At 71.6% G+C, this 14,425-nt stretch carries 12 protein-coding genes; 5 read left to right on the top strand and 7 right to left on the bottom strand.

The genetic code is table 11. The annotated features are described in order from the left end of the window. Nucleotides 1–425: 425 nt before the first annotated feature. Complete coding sequence (locus AB0K92_RS11275) at nt 426–1,985, bottom strand: arabinogalactan endo-1,4-beta-galactosidase (RefSeq protein ID WP_365921625.1); 1,560 nt, start codon at nt 1,983–1,985, stop codon at nt 426–428. Between the two features lie 190 nt (nt 1,986–2,175). Next, nucleotides 2,176–4,197: a beta-galactosidase gene (locus AB0K92_RS11270; RefSeq protein WP_365921623.1), complete on the bottom strand. Its 2,022-nt coding sequence runs from the start codon at nt 4,195–4,197 to the stop codon at nt 2,176–2,178. A gap of 182 nt (nt 4,198–4,379) precedes the next feature. Between AB0K92_RS11270 and AB0K92_RS11265 the strand changes: the two genes are divergently transcribed. Genes AB0K92_RS11265 through AB0K92_RS11250 form a run of 4 tightly spaced genes read left to right on the top strand, consistent with a single transcriptional unit; the run spans nt 4,380 to nt 8,603 of the window. Next, the gene (locus tag AB0K92_RS11265) at nt 4,380–5,699 is read left to right on the top strand and encodes an extracellular solute-binding protein (RefSeq protein ID WP_365921621.1); all 1,320 of its coding nucleotides are present in this window, start codon (nt 4,380–4,382) and stop codon (nt 5,697–5,699) included. Continuing rightward, complete coding sequence (locus AB0K92_RS11260) at nt 5,696–6,673, top strand: sugar ABC transporter permease (protein WP_365921619.1); 978 nt, start codon at nt 5,696–5,698, stop codon at nt 6,671–6,673. Before AB0K92_RS11265 ends, AB0K92_RS11260 begins: the two co-directional genes overlap by 4 nt. Beyond that, nucleotides 6,670–7,575 carry a carbohydrate ABC transporter permease gene (locus tag AB0K92_RS11255; protein ID WP_365921617.1) on the top strand — a complete coding sequence of 302 codons (906 nt, stop codon included), beginning with the start codon at nt 6,670–6,672 and terminating at the stop codon, nt 7,573–7,575. The genes AB0K92_RS11260 and AB0K92_RS11255 overlap by 4 nt, the downstream gene beginning before the upstream one ends. Continuing rightward, the gene (locus tag AB0K92_RS11250; protein ID WP_365921615.1) at nt 7,572–8,603 is read left to right on the top strand and encodes a LacI family DNA-binding transcriptional regulator; all 1,032 of its coding nucleotides are present in this window, start codon (nt 7,572–7,574) and stop codon (nt 8,601–8,603) included. The genes AB0K92_RS11255 and AB0K92_RS11250 overlap by 4 nt, the downstream gene beginning before the upstream one ends. Nucleotides 8,604–8,824: 221 nt before the next feature. Here the strand turns inward: AB0K92_RS11250 and AB0K92_RS11245 are convergent, their stop codons facing one another. The 4 genes from AB0K92_RS11245 to AB0K92_RS11230 form a co-directional block, all read right to left on the bottom strand. Beyond that, nucleotides 8,825–10,048 carry a phospholipase D-like domain-containing protein gene (locus tag AB0K92_RS11245; RefSeq protein WP_365921613.1) on the bottom strand — a complete coding sequence of 408 codons (1,224 nt, stop codon included), beginning with the start codon at nt 10,046–10,048 and terminating at the stop codon, nt 8,825–8,827. Nucleotides 10,049–10,187: 139 nt separating this feature from the next. Then, nucleotides 10,188–10,595: an ATP-binding protein gene (locus AB0K92_RS11240; protein WP_365921611.1), complete on the bottom strand. Its 408-nt coding sequence runs from the start codon at nt 10,593–10,595 to the stop codon at nt 10,188–10,190. A gap of 93 nt (nt 10,596–10,688) precedes the next feature. Then, complete coding sequence (locus AB0K92_RS11235; RefSeq protein WP_365921609.1) at nt 10,689–11,558, bottom strand: hypothetical protein; 870 nt, start codon at nt 11,556–11,558, stop codon at nt 10,689–10,691. Nucleotides 11,559–11,759: 201 nt separating this feature from the next. After that, nucleotides 11,760–12,728 (bottom strand): helix-turn-helix domain-containing protein, encoded by a 969-nt coding sequence (locus AB0K92_RS11230; RefSeq protein WP_365921647.1) that lies wholly within the window; start codon nt 12,726–12,728, stop codon nt 11,760–11,762. Nucleotides 12,729–12,942: 214 nt separating this feature from the next. Here AB0K92_RS11230 and AB0K92_RS11225 point away from each other — a divergent pair, with 214 nt between their 5' ends. After that, nucleotides 12,943–13,773, top strand: coding sequence for an arylamine N-acetyltransferase (locus tag AB0K92_RS11225; RefSeq protein WP_365921607.1), 831 nt, complete (start codon nt 12,943–12,945; stop codon nt 13,771–13,773). A gap of 30 nt (nt 13,774–13,803) precedes the next feature. Here the strand turns inward: AB0K92_RS11225 and AB0K92_RS11220 are convergent, their stop codons facing one another. Beyond that, on the bottom strand, nt 13,804–14,202 hold the full coding sequence (locus AB0K92_RS11220; RefSeq protein ID WP_365921605.1) for an SseB family protein: 399 nt from the start codon (nt 14,200–14,202) through the stop codon (nt 13,804–13,806). Between the last annotated feature and the right edge of the window lie 223 nt (nt 14,203–14,425).

Raw genomic sequence — 14,425 nt, 5'->3', positions numbered from 1 at the left:
GGGGGGGGGGGGGGGGGGGGGGGGGGGGGGGGGGGGCGGGGGGGGGGGGGGGGGGCGGGGGGGGGGGGGGGGGGGGGGGGGGGGGGGCCCCCCCCCCCCGACCGGGTCGGTGGGATGGTGCGGGAAGTGGGCGGCCGGCTCCTTGAGCCATTCCAGGATGCGCAGCCGTGTGTCGTTGCCGGGAGTCCTCAGCATCTCGTCCCCCTCGATCGGGCCCCTCACTGGCCGTTTGCCCGGTGCGGCAGGGGTCGAGACATCGCATCCCGGACGCGGTGCCTCTTGGCCGGTATCGAACGGTCCTTCGATCTACGGAGGGCGGTGCGCGGCCGGGGGTCCGGCCGCGGAGGAGTGTCCTCACGCGGCCGGACCCCCGGGTCCGTGGGTGCCCGTGGCCGAAGCGGGTCAGCGGCGGCCGGCCGGCGGGGTCAGCGGTGGCCGAACCACGCCATCGCCGGGAGCGCCCGGTCGTCGTAGCCGAACAGCGCCTGATTCTCCCAGCCGTTGCCGGAGGACGGGTCGGTGGGGTCCCAGCCGTTGCCCTTCACGGCGGTCCAGGTGGCCTCCCAGTAGAAGACGCCGAGCCCGCGGCCGTTCGGGACGGCCTCCACGATGCTCGTGATGTCGTTCATCCACCTGGTCTGCCCGGCGGTGGTGGCCGGGTAGCCGGCGACCAGCTCGCCGGGGAGGTCGATGATGTTCTCGTGCGCGTCCTCGCTGTCGAGGCGGAAGGGGTAGGCCGTCTCGGCGACGAACACCGGCTTGCCGTAGCGGGCGGCGGCGTCGTCCAGGGTGGTCTGGAAGTCGTACAGCGACCCGTGCCAGTAGCCGTAGTACGACAGGCCGATGGCGTCGAACTTCACTCCGTTCGCGACGGCCGAGTCGAACCACCAGCGGGTGCCGGCGAGGTCACCGCCCTTGGCGAGGTGCAGGGCGACGGTGGTGGAGGAGCTGACCGCCTTGACCGCGTCGTAGCCGGAGTTGAGCAGTCCGGCGAGCTGGGGCCAGTTGTCCGTCGAGCCCTCGTTCCACAGCATGCCGCCGTTGATCTCGTTGCCGACCTGGACCATGTCGGCGGTGGTGCCCTGGGCCTTCAGCGCGTTCAGCACGTCGTACGTGTGGCGGTAGACGTCCGTCTTCAGCTGGCTGTAGGAGTGGCCGGCCCAGGCGGCAGGCTTGGACTGGGCGCCCGGGTCGGCCCAGGTGTCCGAGTAGTGGAAGTCGACCAACAGCTTCATGCCCTGCGCCTTGACGCGCTTGGCGAGGGCGAGGACCCGCGTCTTGTCGTTGTAACCGTCGGCCGGGTTCACCCAGACCTTCAGCCGGGCGTAGTTCATGCCCGCGGACCTCATGACGGCGAGCGGGTCGGCGGTGGTGCCGGAGCTGGTGCGGTAGACCCCGCCCAGTGCCTCGCTCTTGGCGAGGGAGGAGACGTCGGCGCCGTGGATGGTGGTGCCGGAGGTGCCCGGGGCGAAGGTGAGGTCGTCGACGTTGATCCAGTTGCCCGCGTTGGCGTCGCTGTTCACGCTGATCGTGCACTGGTTCGTGGTGACCTTCACCGGCACGACGATCCGCAGCCAGCCGCTCGCGGAGACCGGGATGTCGGTGCGCTGTTCGGCGCCGCCGCAGTTCTTCAGGGCTATGTACGCCGCGTTCTGACCGCCGCCGGAGCGGACCCAGGCGGTCAGCTTGTACGTGCCGTTGGTCAGGCCGGAGAGGTACTGGTACGTCTCCACCTTGTAGGCGGTGGACGCCCAGTGGCTCAGCCGGTAGCCGCCGCTGTGGCCGCCCGCCTCGGTGAAGGAGGCCGCGGTGGAGCCGTACTCCGACCAGCCGCCGGGCGTGCCGGTTCCGGTGCCGTCGGTCTCGAATCCCCCGTTGGTGAGCGTGCTCGCCGCCTGGGCGGTCGGCGCCGGGAGAGCGGTCAGGGCGAGCCCCGCCGCCAGCGGCAGCAACAGGGCCCTGAGGGTGCGTCTGGGATGGAACATCGTCGTCCGTCGTCCCTTCGACGTGAGGGTGATGGGGTCCTCCCCGTCCGCGGGCGCCGGCGGCCCGGAGCGGTGGAGGCGGCCCCTCCACCCGCGGCTCCTGCGGCTCGCACGGGTGGAGGGGAGTCGGGGTGGCCACCAGGGCCGGCCGGCTCCGGTGGCCCGGGGGCCGGCCGGCCCTGGTGCCTGCTCAGCCGTCCAGCCGGACGACCCGGACCGCTCCCGCGGGCAACTCCAGGCGGCCCGCGGCGCGTTCGCCCGTCAGGAGTTCGGTGCCGGGGGTCTCCAGGGGGATCTTGGCGTCGGCGGAGGTGTGGTTGAGGGCGAAGAGGTAGGTGCCCGGCTCCCCGGTGCGGACGACCACTTCCACGTCGCGGGGCAGGTCGGCGCGGGGCGCGAGGCGGGCGTCCTCGGCGGCCCGGGCGAGGATCGCGTCCAGACCCTCCGCCCCGAGGCGGGTGGAGACGTACCACGCCGTGCCCTCGCCGAGGCGGTGCCGGGTGACGGCGGGGCGGCCGGCGGTCAGGCCGTCGGCGTACGTCCACACGGTCTCCGCGCCGCGCGGCACCACGAACTCCGTCCACACGTCGGCGCGCAGCTCGCTCCCGCCGGGGCCGGTGACGCGGACCGTCTGGTCCTTCAGCAGCGGGGAGAACTCCTCGACGGTCAGGCCGAGGACGTCCCGCAGCGCGCCCGGGTAGGCGCCCTCGTGGACGGCGTCGTGTTCGTCGACGATGCCGGAGAAGTACGACACCAGCAGGGTGCCGCCGTTCTCCACGTACGCCTGGAGGTTGCGTCCGGCCGCCTCGGTCATCAGGTAGAGCGCGGGGACCACGACCAGGGGGTAGGCGGAGAGGTCGGCTTCCGGGTGGGCGAAGTCGACGGTGAGGTGGCGGTCGTAGAGCGCCTCGTAGAAGGCGTCGGCGCGTTCGCGGGCGTCGTGGTCCTCGCTGGGCCGCCAGTCGAGGCCCTGCGCCCACCAGGAGTGCCAGTCCCACAGCACGGCCACGTCCGCGCGGGTGCGGGTGGAGCGGATCTCGCCCAGCAGGTCCAGGTCGGCGCCCAGTTGCACGACCTCGCGCCAGACGCGGGTGTCGGTGCCGCCGTGCGGGACCATCGCCGAGTGGAACTTCTCGGCGCCGCGCCGGGACTGCCGCCACTGGAAGAACATGGCGCCCTCGGAGCCGCGCGCCACATGGGCGAGGGAGTTGCGGGCCATCTGGCCGGGGGCCTTCGCGGGGTTGCGGGCCTGCCAGTTGACGCCCGAGGTGGAGTGCTCCAGGAGCAGCCAGGGCGCGCCCCCGGCGACCGAGCGGGTGAGGTCGGCGGCCATGGCGAGGTTGACGTGGGTGCGGCGGCCGTCGGTGATCAGGTAGTGGTCGTTGGTGACGAGGTCGACCTCGCGGCCCCAGGCCCAGTAGTCGATGGAGTCGCACTGGCTGAGCGCGGTCATGAAGTTGGTGGTGACCGGCACGCCGGGCGAGAAGCGGTGCAGGATGTCCCGCTCGGCGCGGAAGTTCTCGCGCAGGGTGGCGTCGGCGAACCGCTTGTAGTCCAGCGCCTGCGCCGGGTTGCCGACGGTGGGGGTGGCGCGCGGCGGGTTGATCTGGTCCAGATCGGTGTAGCGCTGGCCCCAGAAAGCGGTTCCCCAGGCCTCGTTGACCGCCTCGACCGTGCCGTAGGTGTCCGCCAGCCAGCGGCGGAAGTGGGCGGCGCAGCAGTCGCAGTAGCAGGCGGAGACGGGGACGCCGTACTCGTTGTGCACGTGCCACATCGCGAGCGCGGGATGGTCGCCGTAGCGCTCGGCGAGCTTGGTGGTGATGTTCGCGGCGGCGGCCCGGTAGTCGGGGTTGCTGTGGCAGATCGCGCCGCGGGAGCCGAACTCGTAGCGGGTGCCGTCGGCGGTGACCGGCAGCGCCTCGGGGTGCTCGCGGTAGAACCACACCGGGGGGACCACGGTGGGGGTGCCGAGGTCCACGCGGACGCCGTTCTCGTGCAGCAGGTCCAGCAGCCGGTCGAGCCAGCCGAAGTCGTACTCCCCGCGGGCGGGCTCCAGCAGCGCCCAGGAGAAGATCCCGACGCTCACCAGGGAGACGCCGGCCTCCCGCATCAGCCGGACGTCTTCCTGCCAGACGCTTTCCGGCCACTGCTCGGGGTTGTAGTCCCCACCGAAGGCGAGCCTGGTGAGGCCCTTGGGGGTGGTCTCCGGCATGGATGTCTCCCGATTAATCGATCATTTGGGAACGTGCACACACAGGGACAGCGGTGCGGGGCCAACATAACCGCACAGCAACAACCATTGACAAGTGTCCGGGATGTTTCTCTACTGTGAACGCTCACAGAAGCATGGCAGGCCCTCGCGACAGGCGGGGGCCCAGGTCAGGGGAGATATCCATGCCGAACACGAAGCGCTCTCGCCTCGTGGCCACCGTCGTCGCCGCCACGCTCGGCACCACCGCCCTCGCCGCGTGCGGCGGCGAGGAGGGGGACAGCGAGGCCCGGTCCGGGCCCGTCTCGCTCACCTACTGGACCTGGGCGCCCGGCATGGACAAGGTCGTCGACCTGTGGAACAAGGGCCCGGGCAAGGAGAAGCAGATCACCGTCACGGTGAAGAAGCAGGCCTCCGGCGACACACTGGTCACCAAGATCCTCACCGCGCACAAGGCCGGCAAGGCGCCGGACCTGGTGCAGGCCGAGTACCAGGCGCTGCCCACGCTGGTCAGCAATGACGCGCTCGCCGACATATCGGGCGAGGTCGGCGACGCGGAGAAGAAGTTCGCCGAGGGCGTCTGGCAGCAGACCACCCTGGGCACGGACGCCGTCTACGCGGTGCCGCAGGACATCGGCCCGATGATGTTCTACTACCGCGAGGACCTGTTCGAGGAGTACGGCCTGAAGGTCCCCACCACCTGGGACGAGTTCGCCGAGACCGCCCGGCAGCTGAAGAAGAAGGCCCCGGACACCGACCTCACCACCTTCTCCGCCAACGACTCCGGCCTCTTCGCCGGCCTCGCCCAGCAGGCGGGCGCGAAGTGGTGGACCACCGAGGGCGAGCGGTGGAAGGTCGGCATCGACGACCCCGCCACCCGCAAGGTCGCCGAGTTCTGGGGCGGTCTCGTCGAGGAGGGCGTCATCGACAACCAGCCGATGTACACCCCCGCCTGGAACAAGGCGCTCAACACCGGCAAGCAGATCGCCTGGGTCAGCGCCGTGTGGGCGCCGGGCACGCTGACCACCGCCGCGCCCGACACCAAGGGCAAGTGGGCCATGGCCCCGCTCCCCCAGTGGTCGGCGAGCGAGAACGTCACCGGCAGCTGGGGCGGCTCCTCCACCGCCGTTACCACGGACTCCGAGCACAAGGAGGCCGCCGCCGAGTTCGCCGCCTGGCTGAACACCGACGGGGAGGCGCTGAACGCGCTCGCCAAGGAGAGCGGCATCTACCCGGCCTCCAGCGCCGCCCAGCTCAGCGGCGCCTTCACCGAGTCGCCGGAGTACTTCGCCAACCAGGCCGACTTCTACACCAAGGCCGCGGAGATCGCGCAGACGACCGCGCCGGCCGCGTGGGGCCCGAACGTGAACGTCGCCTACACCGCCTTCAAGGACGCCTTCGGCGCCGCCGCCAAGAACAAGTCGGACTTCACCGCCGCCCTGGAGACCATGCAGGAGGCCACCGTCGCCGACCTGAAGAAGCAGGGCTTCGAGGTCGCGGAGTGACCAGCACGGCACGCCGGAAGGCATACGGGGTCAAGGGGGCCCCGTACGCCATCCCGTCTCCCGCCACCACCCGCGAACGAGCGCGAAGGGCGCCCTACTTCTTTCTCCTCCCCGCCACGATCCTGTTCGCCCTGTTCTTCGCGCTGCCCATCGGCTACGCGGTCTGGCTCAGCTTCCGCAAGGTGAAGGTCTCCGGCCTGGGCCTCGGCTCCGGCGCCCGCCGCGAGGTCTGGGCGGGCCTGGAGAACTACACCGCCGCCCTCACCGACAGCGAGCTGCTCGGCGGCGCGCTGCGCGTCGTCGGCTACGGCTGCATCGTCGTCCCGGTGATGCTGGGGCTGGCGCTGCTGTTCGCGCTGATGCTCGACTCCGAGAAGGTGCGGCTCGCCCCCTTCACCCGGCTCGCGATCTTCCTGCCGTACGCCATCCCCGGCGTGGTCGCGGCACTGCTGTGGGGCTTCCTGTACCTGCCGGACGTGAGCCCCTTCTACTTCGTGCTCGACAGGCTGGGCCTGCCGCAGCCGGATCTGCTGGACGGCGGGCCGCTGTACCTGGCCCTGTCGAACATCGCGGTCTGGGGCGGCACCGGCTTCAACATGATCGTCATCTACACCTCGCTCCGGTCGATCCCGGCCGAGGTGTACGAGGCGGCGAAGCTGGACGGCGCCACCCCGCTGCAGATCGCGCTGCGGATCAAGATCCCGATGGTGGCGCCCTCGCTGGTGCTGACCTTCTTCTTCTCGATCATCGCGACGCTCCAGGTGTTCAGCGAGCCCACCACCCTCAAGCCGCTCACCAACTCCGTGTCCACGACGTGGAGTCCGCTGATGAAGGTGTACCAGGACGCCTTCGGCAAGGGCGACATCCACGCGGCGGCCGCCCAGGCCACGATCATCGCGCTGGCCACGCTGCTGCTGTCCTTCGGCTTCCTGCGGGCCGCGAACCGACGTCAGAGGCAGGAGGCGGCACGATGAGCACTCTGGCCGTCCGTAAGACCGAGCCCTCCGCGGGTACCACCCCCGGCACCGCCCAGGGTCCGCCCCTGCCCCGCCGGATCGCGCTGATCCCGACGGTGACGCTGCTGCTCGGCGCGGTCTACTGCCTGCTGCCCGTGGCATGGGTGGTGATCGCCTCCACCAAGTCCGGCAGCGAGCTGTTCTCCACGTTCACGTTCCTGCCGGGCACCGGCTTCACCGAGAACCTCTCCGACCTGAACGCCTACCGCGACGGCGTGTACTGGCAGTGGATGGGCAACTCCGCCCTCTACGCGATCCTCGGCGCCCTGCTGTCCACGGCGGTGTCGTCCTTCGCCGGCTACGCGCTGGCGACGTACCGCTTCCGCGGGCGCGAGACGATGTTCAACGTGCTGCTCGCGGGTGTGCTGATGCCGCCGGTGATCCTCGCGATCCCGCAGTACCTGCTGCTGGCGAAGGCCGACCTCACGGACTCCTACCTGTCCGTGCTGCTGCCGCAGATCCTCTCGCCGTACGGCGTCTACCTCGCCCGGATCTACGCCGCCGCCGCGGTGCCCGCCGACGTGGTGGAGGCGGGGCGGATGGACGGCGCCGGCGAGTGGCGGATCTTCACCCGGATCGCGCTGCCGATGATGGTGCCGGGCCTGGTGACGGTCTTCCTGTTCCAGTTCGTGGCGATCTGGAACAACTTCCTGCTGCCGTACATCATGCTCAGCGACGACGAGAAGTTCCCGATCACGCTCGGTCTGCACACGCTCCTGGAGCAGGGCTCGAACACGCCCGCGCTGTACACGCTGGTGATCACCGGCGCGTTCCTCGCGGTGTTCCCGCTGGTGGCGCTGTTCCTGGTCATCCAGCGGTTCTGGAGCCTCGACCTGCTGTCCGGGGCCGTAAAGTCATGACCATGAGCCATACGGGGGGTCGGCGCAGGCCGCCGACGATTCACGACGTGGCGCGCGAGGCGGGTGTCTCGCGCGGCACGGTCTCGCGCGTGCTCAACGGCGGTCACTACGTCAGCCCGGCGGCGCAGGAGGCGGTCAACGCCGCGATCCGCAAGACGGGGTACGTGGTGAACCGGCACGCGCGCTCCCTGATCACCGGCCGCTCGGACTCGGTCGGCTTCCTGCTGACGGAGCCTCAGGAGCGGTTCTTCGAGGACCCCAACTTCAACGTCCTGCTGCGCGGCTGCACCCAGGCGCTGGCCGCGCACGACATCGCGCTGCTGTTGATGCTGGCGGGCACCGAGGACGAGCGGCGGCGCATCACGCGGTACATCACCGCCGGGCACGTCGACGGGGTGCTGCTGGTCTCCAGCCACTCCGGCGACCCGGTAGCGCAGGAGCTGCGCGAGGCGGGGGTGCCGCTGGTGGCCTGCGGCAAGCCGATCGGGCTGGGCTCGAAGGTCAGCTATGTCGCCGCCGACGACCGGGACGGCGCCCGGGACATGGTCCGGCACCTGCTGTCCCTCGGCCGGCGCCGGGTGGGCATGGTGACCGGCCCGCTCGACACGCCCGGCGGTGTGGAGCGGCTGGCCGGCTACAAGGAGGTGCTGGGCGAGGCGGGCCTGCCCGTCGACGACGCCCTGATCGTCTCCGGCGACTACAGCCGGGCCAGCGGCGAGGAGGGCGCCGAGCGGCTGCTCGCCCAGGCGCCCGACATGGACGCCGTGTTCGTCGCCTCGGACCTGATGGCCCAGGGCGTGCTCACCGCGCTCCAGCGGGCCGGGCGCCGGGTGCCGCAGGACGTCGCCGTCGGCGGCTTCGACGACTCCCCCGCCGCCGTGGCCGCGAGCCCCGAGCTGACGACCATACGGCAGCCCTGGGACCGGATCAGCGCCGAGATGGTACGCGTCTTGCTCGCCCAGATCGGGGGCGAGGACCCGGCGGCGGTGATCCTCCCGACGGAGCTGGTGAAGCGGGAATCGACCTGACCCGAGCGGTGGGTGACCAGCTCACCGCCGGGCACCGCGGGCCATCGGGTGCCGTGGCTCGGCCTCCGTACCGCGGAGGGTTGACGCCGGATACCGCGCGCAGTTGACGACTCCCGGCAGCCGAACGGGCAGGCTTGTCCCTCGCATCCCGGGCCAGAGAGGCCTGCCCCCGTTCCAAGGGTCGGCCTGCGGCGGCTGAACCGCTCCCGCGGCGCCGGAGGTCACAGGAACCGGCGGATGGGCTGCACGGCCGCCTCGCGGGCCCGCTGGAGGAGGGAGCGCTGCTTCCAGCGGCCCGGCCTGATCAGTTCGCTGGCCGCCGCGTCCTCGTCGAAGTGCTCGTCCAGGGTGGCGGTGAAAGCCGGGTCCAGCACGGCGAGCATGACCTCCTCGTCGTGCTCCAGGGAGCGGCGGTTGAAGTTGGTCGAACCGATCAGCGCGGCGACCCGGTCGACGGTGATGACCTTGGCGTGCATCATCGTCGGCTGGTACTGGTAGATCCTCACCCCGCACGCGGTGAGGTCCTCGTAGAAGTGCTGCCCGGCGAGCCGGCAGACCCGCTTGTCGGTGTGCGGCCCGGGCAGCACGATCTCCACGTCGACCCCGCGTCGCGCGGCGGCGCACAGCAGCTCGACGAAGTAGGCGTCCGGGGAGAAATAGGCGGTGGCCAGGCGGAAGCGTTCCTCGGCCGACTCCAGCATCGCTCGTATGAGGGTCTGCATGTCCTGCCAGCCCAGGCTGGCCGAGCCGCGCACCACCTGCACGATCGCGTCGCCCTTCGGGCGGTGCTCGATGAACCGGTCCCGCTCGTCGAACAGTTCGTCGTGGCACTCGGCCCAGTTCTGCGCGAACGCCGCGGCGATGCCGTCCACCGCCGGGCCGCGGACCTCGACATGGGTGTCGCGCCACTCGTGCGGGTCGCGGGCGTCGCCGCACCACTCCTCGGCTATGCCCACCCCGCCGGTGAACGCGGTCTCCTCGTCGACCACGAGGACCTTGCGGTGACAGCGGTGGTTCTGCTTCAGCGGGGACAGATGCCGCGGCTTGCGGAACCACGCCACCTGCACCCCCGCCCGCCGCATCGTCTCCAGCTGCTCGGTCTCGATCAGCCGGCTGCCGAACCCGTCCAGCAGCAGCCGCACCCTGAGCCCGGCGCGGGCGCGGTCGGCGAGGGCCTCGGCGAACTCGCGGGCGATGTCGCCCTTCCAGTAGACGAACGTCATCATGTCGACGGTGTGCTCGGCTGCCCGGATCGCGGCCAGCATCGCGGGGAAGATCTCGTCCCCGTTGCGCAGGACGGTCAGCGCGTTGCCCTCGGTCGCGGCGATTCCGATCAGCCGCTCCAGACGGCGCCGTATCCGCGCGACACGGTCGTCGGCGGTGGGTTCACTCGGTGCGTGGGGGGCGCTCGGGGTCAGCTCGGGCGATTCCTGTGTGTTCGTCATGGCGTTTCCCTGGCCGGGACACGGCGCGTGCGCGAAGCCGCCGGACGGGGCCGCCGGGCTCCGCGCAGACGCGGTGCGGGTCGAGGTCGAGGCCGTGCCCGCACCCCGCGGGGTCAGCGTGCGGGCCGGCCGGGGTTCTTCATGTGACCGACGGGCGGAAGCAGGCGGTGACCGACTTGCCGTGCGGGCAGCGGCGGGCTTCCCATTCGTCGGCCAGGGCGTCGACGAGAAGCATCCCCCGCCCGCCGGGGCGGTCCTGGCTGGGCTCGCGCGGTGTGGGCAGGGCGGCGTCGTCGTCGTGCACGGTGATGTGCAGGCACTGGCCGTCCCAGGCCATCACGAGCCGGGCGGTGGAGTGCGCGTGGATGTGGGCGTTGGTGACGAGTTCGGAGACGGTCAGCAGCACGTCGTCCACGGTCTGCGGGTGGCTGCGCGTCCAGCCGAGGGACTCCAGATGGTCGCGGGTCCAGTCGCGTGCCGCCTTCGGGCCGGTGCTCAAGGGCAGCGAGCGTGCCCAGCCCACCGCTCGCAGGGACGAATCATCCACCACAACTCCTCCTGGCCTTCCCGTCCCGCGCCGGCGGCTCCACGCCCAGAGTCTGGACGTGGCGGGCAGCCGGCGCGGACCGGTCCTGGCGGGTCAGCTCTGCTGCCGGGCGCCCCGAAGCGCCTCGTCGGTCATGTCGGCCACCTGTCCGGACGGCGGCGCCTCCGCGTGGACTTCGGTGCCGAAGTCCGAGAACTGCAGCACCGTGCTCATCTTCAGCCGCTGCGGCGCCGCGCTGTTGTCCGGCTGGGCCGAGGCGGAGGCCGGGGCGTCGACGGTCATGTCGATCTGCTGGCGGCGCAGCCGGCCCTCGTCGTCGAGCCAGACCTGCATGGGCAGCGTCGGGCCGAGCTGCTTGCTCATCTGCTCACCACCCGGCAGCTTGGCGACGTCGACGGAGACCTTGTAGTGGGTGGTGCGGGTGCCGTCGATCTTCTCGGTGCCGACCTTGGTGACGTCCTTGTCGGTGATCGCCTTGGCGTACGCGGCGGTCTGGGCCGGGTCGCCGAGCTGCTGGTTGCCCAGGCCCTGCTGTGCGGCGGCCTTCTTCAGGTCGATCTTGATCCAGGGCTTGCCGCCCGGCGCCTTCTGACCGGTCACCTTCTGGTAGAGGACTTGGTCGACGACGCGCTGTTCGAGCGTCCCGTCCTGCGCGCTGACGGTCATGACGCTGTCGCCGTCGGCCAGATCGATGACGCCTTCGCCGTCGGACGTGATCGTCTTGCCCTCCGCGGAGAGCTTCATCCTGATCGTCATCCGTGCCGACTCGGCCTCGGCCGTCTTGTCGTAGGCCGCCCGCACCTCCGTCGTGCCCTGCTCCCGGGCACCGGCGCTCGTGCCGGCGCTCGGCGACTTGCCGTCTCCCTCGGCTTCCGCGTCGCCGCCGCCACAACCGGACAGGACGACACTCCCCACCACCGCGGCGACCACGATCGCGCCGGAGTTCCTCCCCCTGAAGCGCATACGAATCCCCATCTCCTCAACGTGTGCCGACCGCCGTCCCATCACGCCGGCCCACTGCGCCGAATGCCCCGGATGACCGCTGACACACCCGGCCCCGGCGCGAATCGCGCACGAGTGACGCCTGGTGGTTCCTCGTGGGGATGCGCCCCGCCAGGACGCGCCCCGCCTGCGGCTCGCACCGTCCTGACTGCCACTCACCCCTCAGAAACGTTTCTGCGCCAGGGCGCGGAACTCCGTCGGGGTCATGCCGGTCGCCGCACGGAAGGCGCGGGTGAACTCGGAGGGCCGGGGACAGCCCCAGCGGGCGCCGATCGCCCGGACGGGGCTCGCGTCGCGCGGGTCCGCGAGGTCCCGGCGGCAACGGGACATGCGTGCCCGCCGGATGACGTCGCCCACGGTGGTCTCGTGCGCCTGGAAGACGCGGTGCACGGTGCGCAGGGACACGCTGTGCGCCGCCGCCACGGTGGCCGGTCCGAGGCGGGGATCGGGCAGGTTCCGGACGATGAAGCCCACCATCGCGTGGTAGAGCGCGGACATCCGGGACTCCGGCGGCAGCGCCGACGCCTGCTCGACGTGCCCGGCGACCACCGCCGCCGCGAGGTCGACGACGGTCGTGCCCAGCCGGGCCTGGTCGCCGCCGGTCAGCTCGGTGTCCGAACCGGCCAGTGTGGTGAGCATCTGACGGAACACCAGGCCCATGCCCGCCGTCGGCTTCAGGGCCGCCCCGCACACCGGTCTGACCACCCGGTCCGGAAGGGGCATCAGCTGCCGGGGGAACTGGAGCAGCACGCAGCCGGACTGCTCCTGGTCCGTCTCGACGCGCCCCTGGAACGGCTGGGAGCTGTCGTACAGGACCATCCCGCCCGGTCCGAGCAGCGTCTCGTGCCCGCCCTGCTCCACGCCCTGCCGCCCGGACGTGATCAGGGCGAGCTGGTAGAACTCGGGGTCCGACTGCCGGATGAGGCGTGCGGAGCGGTACGAGACCAAGGGCGCGTACGCGATCGTGGAGAGCTGGGCCGCTCCCAGTTCCATGGCGCGGATGAGCGCGCCGAAGCGTTCCGGGTCCGGGAACCGGAAGCGCTGGGTGACCAGCGCGAGCGCCGCCGTCTCCTCCCAGACGGACGTCCTCTCGTCCGACGGCAGGCCCGTCGTGTCCAGCACGGTTCTCATCATGAGTCCCCCCGGTACTCGTCGTGCGTCACCGCGCACAGCAGAGTGTGAGGGACGAAGATCCACCGAGGACAGCGCTCTTTGCGTCAAGTAGCCGGGTCCCTCGGCGACGGGCGAGCATGCCCGCGGCACGACTGGCCTAGGACCAACGTCCGAGAGCGGGCCCGACCCGGGTCCGCCGACGGGGCGGTGACGCCCGCCTAGGGTGAGGGGCATGTCCGAAACGACACCGTTCGATCTCGACGCCTATCTCCGCAGAATCGGCTGGGACGGCCCCCTCGGTGCCGACCTGGCGACGCTGCGGGGGCTGCATCTGGCCCACTCCCTGTCGATCCCGTTCGAGAACCTGGAGGCGCTGCACAGCAGGGCGCCGTCGCTGGACCCGGGCGATCTCATGGCCAAGCTGGTGGACAGCCGGCGGGGCGGCTACTGCTACGAGCACAACCTGCTGTTCTCGTACGCGCTGCAAGCGCTCGGCTTCCGGGTGACCATGCTCGCCGCGCGCGTCGCTCTCGGCGCCGACCGCGTCGAGAGCCGCCCGCGCTCCCACATGGCCCTGCTCGTCACGGTGGACGGCGATCCGTCGCCGTACCTCGCCGACGTGGGCTTCGGGACGGTCGGGGCGCTGCTGGAGCCGGTGCCGCTGACCGCGGGAACCGAGTTCCACGGCGCGGGGCGCCGCCACCGGCTCGTGCCCGCGTCGCACGGCGTGCCGCTGCCGGTGTGGACGCTGGAGGCCTACGACCGGGCGGGCGGGGAGTGGGTCGCGCAGTACGCGTTCACCGTGGAGCCGTTCGAGCCGGCCGACTACGAGATGTTCAACTGGTTCGTGGGGACGAGCCCGCGGTCGCCGTTCACCCGGCGGCTGTACATCCAGCGGACCACGTCCGACGGGCATCTCCTCCTGGAGGACCGCCTGCTCACCGAGACCGGCGACGACGGCACGGTCCGCAAGCGGGAGCTGGCCGGTGAGGCCGAGGTGCGCCGGGTGCTGGACGTCGACTTCGGCATCGTCGTGCCGGAGGGGATGTCGCTGACCCCGTGATCGCTGACCTGTGACCGGCGGCCGCCGCCGTCAGGGGCGGGCCAGCAGGGTGCGCACGCCGTCCGAGGTCAGCGTCAGGCCGTGCGCCGAGCTGGCGTCGATGGTGAGGGAAAGATCGTCCGACGGCCACTGCGCGGCCAGCGCGCCCAGCGGGACCAGCCGGTAGCGGGAGACGTACGGCAGCAGCCCGGCCATCTCCAGCTCGGAGGTGAACACGGGCACCACCGGCACGCCGTCCGGCTGTTCCAGTACGGGCAGCGCCACGGCGTTGGGGTCGGTCGCGTCCTCCTCGGGGACGTCGTTGGGCACCGGGACGAGCACGTCGCTGTGGGCGAGCGTGTCCAGCGCGGCGGCATCCTCGGTGTCCCGGGCGAGGGCGTCGAGCGCCCGCTGCGCGGGGGTGGTGCCGTTCTCGGCGGGTGTGTCCATGGCGGGTCCCCAGATAGCTGCGGTCGTACGACGTGCCCGGCCCAAGATCGACCCGGGCACGGCATTCCACGCGTACCCGAAGCAGCCCGGACCATGCGCGCGCGAGGGCCCCCGCCCGCCGGACATCCGATGAGCGAACCGGCCGGATCCGTCAGGTCCGCCGACCCGTGGCCGATCCGCCCGGTCAAGCGACCCGTGGCCGATCCGCCCGGTCAGACGACCC

Source organism: Streptomyces sp. NPDC052687 (assembly GCF_040678395.1).
GTDB lineage: Bacteria > Actinomycetota > Actinomycetes > Streptomycetales > Streptomycetaceae > Streptomyces.
This window is presented reverse-complemented; position numbering and strand designations above follow the sequence as displayed.